The sequence below is a fragment of the Terriglobales bacterium genome, from assembly GCA_035624475.1.
In the GTDB taxonomy this organism is placed as follows: Bacteria; Acidobacteriota; Terriglobia; order Terriglobales; family Acidobacteriaceae; genus DASPRL01.
In genome coordinates this window covers 1-5,819 of record DASPRL010000242.1, presented here as the reverse complement: position 1 = coordinate 5,819, position 5,819 = coordinate 1, and the positions used below count along the sequence as shown (strand labels likewise).

At 67.8% G+C, this 5,819-nt stretch carries 7 protein-coding genes; 5 read left to right on the top strand and 2 right to left on the bottom strand.

Annotated features, from left to right (window positions below):
* Positions 1 to 370 precede the first annotated feature (370 nt).
* Together VEG08_09975 and VEG08_09970 are read left to right on the top strand one after the other, a co-directional pair.
* On the top strand, positions 371 to 592 hold the full coding sequence (locus VEG08_09975) for a hypothetical protein (GenBank protein HXZ28310.1): 222 nt from the start codon (positions 371 to 373) through the stop codon (positions 590 to 592).
* Positions 593 to 607: 15 nt separating this feature from the next.
* A complete protein-coding gene (locus VEG08_09970; GenBank protein ID HXZ28309.1) occupies positions 608 to 775 on the top strand; it encodes a hypothetical protein in 168 nt (55 codons plus the stop codon).
* A gap of 102 nt (positions 776 to 877) precedes the next feature.
* Here the strand turns inward: VEG08_09970 and VEG08_09965 are convergent, their stop codons facing one another.
* Positions 878 to 1,612, bottom strand: coding sequence for a hypothetical protein (locus tag VEG08_09965; GenBank protein ID HXZ28308.1), 735 nt, complete (start codon positions 1,610 to 1,612; stop codon positions 878 to 880).
* Between the two features lie 124 nt (positions 1,613 to 1,736).
* On the opposite strand from VEG08_09965, the gene VEG08_09960 reads away from it, so the two are divergent.
* Positions 1,737 to 2,783, top strand: coding sequence for a hypothetical protein (locus tag VEG08_09960; protein HXZ28307.1), 1,047 nt, complete (start codon positions 1,737 to 1,739; stop codon positions 2,781 to 2,783).
* Between the two features lie 71 nt (positions 2,784 to 2,854).
* Positions 2,855 to 3,526, top strand: a complete 672-nt coding sequence (locus VEG08_09955; protein HXZ28306.1) for a nitroreductase family protein — start codon at positions 2,855 to 2,857, stop codon at positions 3,524 to 3,526.
* Positions 3,527 to 3,646: 120 nt separating this feature from the next.
* Here the strand turns inward: VEG08_09955 and VEG08_09950 are convergent, their stop codons facing one another.
* Complete coding sequence (locus VEG08_09950) at positions 3,647 to 3,964, bottom strand: antibiotic biosynthesis monooxygenase (GenBank protein HXZ28305.1); 318 nt, start codon at positions 3,962 to 3,964, stop codon at positions 3,647 to 3,649.
* Positions 3,965 to 4,212: 248 nt separating this feature from the next.
* Between VEG08_09950 and VEG08_09945 the strand changes: the two genes are divergently transcribed.
* On the top strand, positions 4,213 to 5,819 hold a 1,607-nt coding region (locus VEG08_09945; protein HXZ28304.1), incomplete at its 3' end, for a CHASE2 domain-containing protein.

The following is a 5,819-nucleotide window of genomic DNA, read 5'->3' as shown; positions in this document are numbered from 1 at the left end:
AGGGTCTCGACGTAGCGGCGCTGGCCCTCGGCGTAGATGGTGTCGAAGGCGAGCGAGGACTTGCCCGAGCCGGAGAGGCCGGTGATGACGGTCAGGGTGTTGCGCGGGATCTCGACCGAGATGTTCTTGAGGTTGTGCTGGCGCGCCCCCCGGACCGAGATCTTACTGATGGCCATCGAAAAGTGTGGTTCCCTGTGGTAAAGTCCGGTTCCCTGGCGGCTCCGGCAGCGCCCGAGCGCAGCATTACTCCGTATCCTAATCGTCAACAACGGGGCCGGTCAACGCAGCGTATAACAGTCGTCAGACGTCGGACCTCAGACCTCAGCAGGACATGTACCATGGGAACTTGGAGCGGGGCGCGGCGCCAGTCATGATTGAGCACTGTTGCGAGATGCTGAAGGAGGCGGTGGAGGGCGAGGCCATCGTGAACCAGCCCAAGCAGCAGATGAGCGGACGCATCCTGAACGAGGTGGATTCGGATTACGCGGTGCGCTCGCCCGAGGGCCGGCCCAACCTCTACCTGATGAACTTCTGCCCCTTCTGCGGAAGGGCCATCTCGCGGACGATCTGGAATGCGGAGAAAAAGAAGTAGGACACGGGGATCCGAGTGCACGCGCTAGCAGCTTCGATCACGCTCTTCTTGACCATCCTGTTCTCCCTGGCCCTGGGGATCGCGGCGGGCTACGCCGTGATCTGGGGCATCCTGCAGGCTTTCCGGGTACAGTCGCGGCGGGCTTCCAAGCCGTCGCGGGCTGCGGAGCAGACGGGCGACTGACCTTCGCTGCGCGCCCGCCATCTTGGTCCCTTCATGCGGGTTCCGGACGACAATGCTGCCGCCCTTCTGGCGGTCGCGGCCCCCGTCCCGCTTACGCAGCCCCTAGTCCGGAGGCTGGGGAGGCGGATTCTGCTGTTGTTGCTGCTGCTGTTGCTGCTGCAGCCGCTGCTGCTGCTGGCGCAGTTCTTCCAGCAACTGCTCCGGGGTCTTGGGCTGCGGGCTGGGGGTAGGGAGGACGGGCTCGGGAGCGGCCGGCTCCGGCGCGGGAGAGCTCTCGTCGATGACGCCCTCTTCGTTGCTCTCGTCGAGGTCGGGGTTGGGGTTGGGCACGACCGTCGGAGCGGGAGGCGGGCCGGCGGCCGCCGTGGTTTCGGCGCCGGTGGGCCGGGGCAGAAGCAGGATGCGCTGCAGGTCGCCAGGACGCTCCAGCGAGCCTAGCAGGATGTAGTCGAAGGCGGAGCCCTGGAGCAGGGCGGCGAGGATGTCGCGGGCCGGCCCCGGTCCCTGGTGGAAGAAGACGCGCTCATTGCCGCCCTGCGCGGGCATGTCGATGGTGGCGCCGGTCTGGGCGCGCACCGCCGCCAGGATATCGGCCAACGTCGAGTTCTGGGCGTGGATGGTGAGCAGGCCGTCGCGGTAGCTGACCTGGGGCGGGCTGGGAGGAAGCTGCTGGGGCGTGGGCGGCGGTGGCGGGACGGCTGGTTGCAGGGCAGGTTCGACTTTGACCTTGCTCGGCTTGGCGTGGGAGCGCGGCTTCTGCGAGGCTGCGGCCGGCAGCTCCGCCAGGCACAGAAAGGCCAGCAGCACGGAGAGGACGGTCTTTGTCAGGCGTACCATTGGGAAGGTAAGCGGCCGCGACATCGGGCGCGGCTTCAGGCTCTGGGCAGATTCTAGCACCGGTCAGGGAGCCGCGCGGAGAAACATCCTTCCCGCGGACGCAGGCATCCAGAAGGGTGGGGTGATGGGCATGAGCGGAGGCGGCGCGGTGCGGGCGATGCCGTGGGCGGCAGGAGTCGCGCTGGTCCTGCTGCTGGCGCCGCCGGGCTGGAGCCAGACCTGCTCTACCGCCTCCGACCTGGACGCGGCCACCCGCCAGGGGCTGGAGCAGGCAGCGCGGCAGTATTTCGCCTACGTGGCCCAGGGCAACACGGCCGCGCTGCAACAGAATGCCATTGCCAGCGTGGCCGGCAATTTCCGCGGCATCGAGAGCGCGGTGAAGGAGCACGCGGCTGAGCTGCAGGCCGCGCAGCCTAGCGTGCGCTCTTCCTTCCTGCTCGACGCCCCGGGCCCGGGCACGCTGGCGCGCGCCGAGTTCCTGTGCGGCATCTTCGGGCCCGAGGGCCTTACTCCTTACAGTGTCGTCTTCGTGCTCAACGACCTGCCGCCGGGGCGCTACGCGGTCGCCATCCTGGACGCCAGTACTCCGCAGGGTGCGGACGCGGCCGCCTTCGTGCTGCAGCAGGAGCCGGCCATGACGGGAGCCTGGAAGCTGGCAGGGCTGTACCTTACCGTCACCCGCCTGGGCGAGCACGACGGCAAATGGTTCTGGGAGCAAGGCCGGGCCTTCCAGGCCAAGGGGCAGACCCTGAACGCCTGGCTCTACTACGGGCTGGCGCGCGACCTGCTGCGCCCGCTCCCCTTCATCACCACCGCCGAGCTGGTCAAGTTCGACGACGAGCAGCAGAGGCTGGTTCCGCCCGCCGGAGTGCCGCTCAAGGAGCCGGCCGAGCTGATCGCGGAAGGCGGGCGCAGCTTCAAGATCACGCAAATGTTCCCGGTGCCGGACCAGAAGGACGCCGCCGCCGGCCTGGACCTGGTGGCCGACTACCAGGTGGCCGACGTCTCCGACACGGGGAAGGCCTACGCCGACAACCTGGCGGTGATCCACGCGCTGGCGGCTAAGTATCCGGAGCTACTGCAGGGCTTCGCCGCCCTGGGAGCGCGCGCCGTGGACCCGGCGGGGAGGAGCTACGGCACCGTGGTGCAAGGGAAGGAACTGCGGCCGTAACCAGTTCCCAGGTTCCGGTCCCCGGGCGAGCGCCCGCGGCATCTTACGGGAGTCACAAAGGAGATCTGACGATGGCACAACGAGCCGGCGAGAAGTCCCTGAGCCAGGTGATCAAGGAGCGGCGGGCGACCAACAGCTTCGAGCCCATCCCGGTGCACGACGAGGACCTGAAGAGGATCCTGCAGGCCGGACTGGAGGCGCCCAGCGGCTACAACCTGCAGCCCTGGCGCTTCGTGGTGGTGCGCGATCCCGAGCAGAAGAAGAAGCTGCGGGCCGCGGCCATGGGCCAGCCCAAGGTGGAGGAAGCGGGTGCGGTCATCGTGGCCTGCGGCGATACCCAGGGCTGGCGCCAGGACATGCACGAGATGAGCAAGCTGGCGCTGGAGCACGGCTACGGTACGCCTGCCGCGCTGGAGCAGGCGCGCAAGAACATCGCGAGCTTTCTGGGCGGGACGCCGGGTCCGGCCGGGGGCATCGCTCCCGACCTGGGGGTGTGGGCCAACCGCCATGCCACCATCGCCTGGACCACCATGATGTGGATGGCGGAAGCGCTGGGCTACGATACCGCGCCCATGGAAGGATTCTTCGAGGACAAGGTCAAGGAGCTGCTGAAGATCCCGGCCTCGGTGCGGGTGGTGGCGCTGCTGGCCATCGGGCGGCGCAAGGGCGAGGACAAACCCTACGGCGGGCGCTTTCCCATGGAGCGGACGGTGTTCGGGGAGGAGTGGGGGAAGGGCATCTGATCATCGGGTGATCGGGTGATCTGAGAAACCCAGACGACAGGCCCCTAGCGTCAGCAGTACTCAGCACTCAGCGTTCAGCAGTCCACCCAACCGACCTCGCCGGCGGCCGGCGCCTGCTCCTCACGCGGCCACGGCGACCTTGTGCACGGTCGAGACGTCGACGTGGAAGGTGCGCACGTCGGGGGTCGCCTTGAGCAGGTGATCGATGCGGTTCAGGACCTGGGAGAACTGCTCGCGGTGATAGCGCTCCGCGTCCTCCTGGCGGCGCCACAGGCTCAGGATCACGGCGTGATCGGGCTCGGTGGCGGCCACCAGATTGACCACATCGATAAAGCCGGGCTGCCGGCGCAGGTTGAGGATCAGATCATTGCGGATGATCAGGTTGAATTCGTGGAGCTTTCCGGGTTTCACCGAACATTCCACCATGCGGGCAAACATGGGGGCCTCCTTCGGAGTTGCGGGCGGAGAGGCGAGCCAGGGCGGGCTGGGTCCGTGTCCTGGCGGCGAGACAGATTGAAAAAGAGCTGCCGGCCAGTTCGTCCACCTGCATTATAACGCCGGGACGAGACGCCGGCGGAGGGAGTTTCCGCCTCGATTCCGCGGGCAGCGGCGTTGTAAGATGGCGCCGCGCTCTCGCCGGTCAGGATTTCCGGCGGCCTGCCAGCCCGCTCCACGGCCTGCGCCCGATGAAGAAGCTGCGCCAACTCGCCTCGCGGATGCTGCGCCGGGTGCCGCTGCGGCGGGTGGAGTTCCTGCTGGCCCTGGTGGTCACGGCGGCGGGGCTGGCGCTGTTCAGCTTCGTCAACGTGGGCGGCAACTCGCGCGCCGGCTTCACCTTCCTGCAGAACATCGAACTGCGCTCTCTGGACATGCGCTTCCAGGCGCGCGGCCCGCGGGCAGTGGACCCGCGCATCGCCATCGTGGGGCTGGACGAGAAGACGCTGCGCCAGGTGGGCGCCTTCCCCATCGCGCGCAACTACTACGCCAAGCTGGTGGACCGGCTGAGCGCGGGCGGGGCCGCCATCATCGCCTTCGACGCCGATTTCCCCACCCCGGAGAAGAACTCGGCGGTGGAGGCCCTCAAGAAGCTGGAGGCGGAGAGCGGGCCGCAGCTCACCCCCGAGGTGAAGGCGAGGATCCGGGCCATCGAGCGCTCCAGCGACAACGACGCCCTCTTCGCCCAGTCCATCCAGAAGGCGGGCAACGTGGTGCTGGGGCACCTGTTCCTGGATGCCAGCCGCGCCGGCGACGTGGACCCCAAGGCGGCCGAGGCCTACTACAACATCCTGTGGGGCAAGCCCTTCCCGAAGATGCAGCCGGTGAAGGGCAAGCAGGGCCGCGGATTCAACCTCGCGGAGACTTGGAAAGCGTGTTGCTTCGTGGCCCAGAGCGTGGAGCCGAACATCGGGCTGCTGGCCGACGCGGCGCGCTCCTACGGCTTTTTCACCGAAGAGCCGGACCCGGACGGCACCTACCGCCGCGCGCTGCTGCTGATCCGCTACCAGGAGTTCGAGTGGTATCCCTCGCTGCCGCTGGAGACCTGGCGGCAGTACCAGCAGATCCCCGACCAGGACATCGTCGGCTACCTGACGGAGAGCGGGCTGGAGCGGCTGCAGTACGGCCCCCAGACGTTGTGGCCGCGGTACGACGGCACCGCCCTCATCAACTACGCCGGGCCCTTCCGCAGCTATCCGCAGTACTCCATGGTGGACGTCCTCGACGGCAAGGTCCCGGAGAAGACCTTCCAGGGGAAGATCGTGTTGGTGGGCGCGACCGCGCTGGGCATCGGCGACCTGCGCAACACTCCCTACCAGAGCCACGACTACATGGGAGTGGAGATCCACGCCAACGTCGTGGACAACCTCTTGCACAACGGGGAGCGGGGGCGCGGCTTCCTCACCCGCGGCGACCGCGAGGAGATGATCGACCTCGCCTTCCTGCTGGCCTTCGGGCTGGGGATGGGCTTCCTGTTCGGGCGCATCAAGCCGCTGTACTCCACCCTCTCGCTGCTGCTGGCGCTGGGGGGCTTCGGGGCAGCGGTGTACTGGGCCTTCGCGCGCTGGGGGATGTGGCTGAGCTTCGTGGTGCCGGCGGCGGTGCTGGTGGTGAACTACGCCGCCATCACCAGCTTCCGCATGATCTTCGAGGAGCGGGAGAAGCGCAAGATCCGGCGCTCCTTCGGCGCCTATGTCTCGCCGGGCGTGATCAGGATGATCGAGAAGGACCCCAAGGCACTGCTGCGTCCGGGCGGCGAGATGAAGGAACTCAGCATCATGTTCAGCGACATCCGCAG

Bases quoted from the DNA above. Each gene is read 5' to 3' on its own strand.
- VEG08_09950 (HXZ28305.1), bottom strand. From the start codon at position 3,964: ATGTTTGCCCGCATGGTGGAATGTTCGGTGAAACCCGGAAAGCTCCAC.
- VEG08_09965 (HXZ28308.1), bottom strand. From the start codon at position 1,612: ATGGTACGCCTGACAAAGACCGTCCTCTCCGTGCTGCTGGCCTTTCTG.
- VEG08_09960 (HXZ28307.1), top strand. From the start codon at position 1,737: ATGGGCATGAGCGGAGGCGGCGCGGTGCGGGCGATGCCGTGGGCGGCA.
- VEG08_09955 (HXZ28306.1), top strand. From the start codon at position 2,855: ATGGCACAACGAGCCGGCGAGAAGTCCCTGAGCCAGGTGATCAAGGAG.
- VEG08_09975 (HXZ28310.1), top strand. From the start codon at position 371: ATGATTGAGCACTGTTGCGAGATGCTGAAGGAGGCGGTGGAGGGCGAG.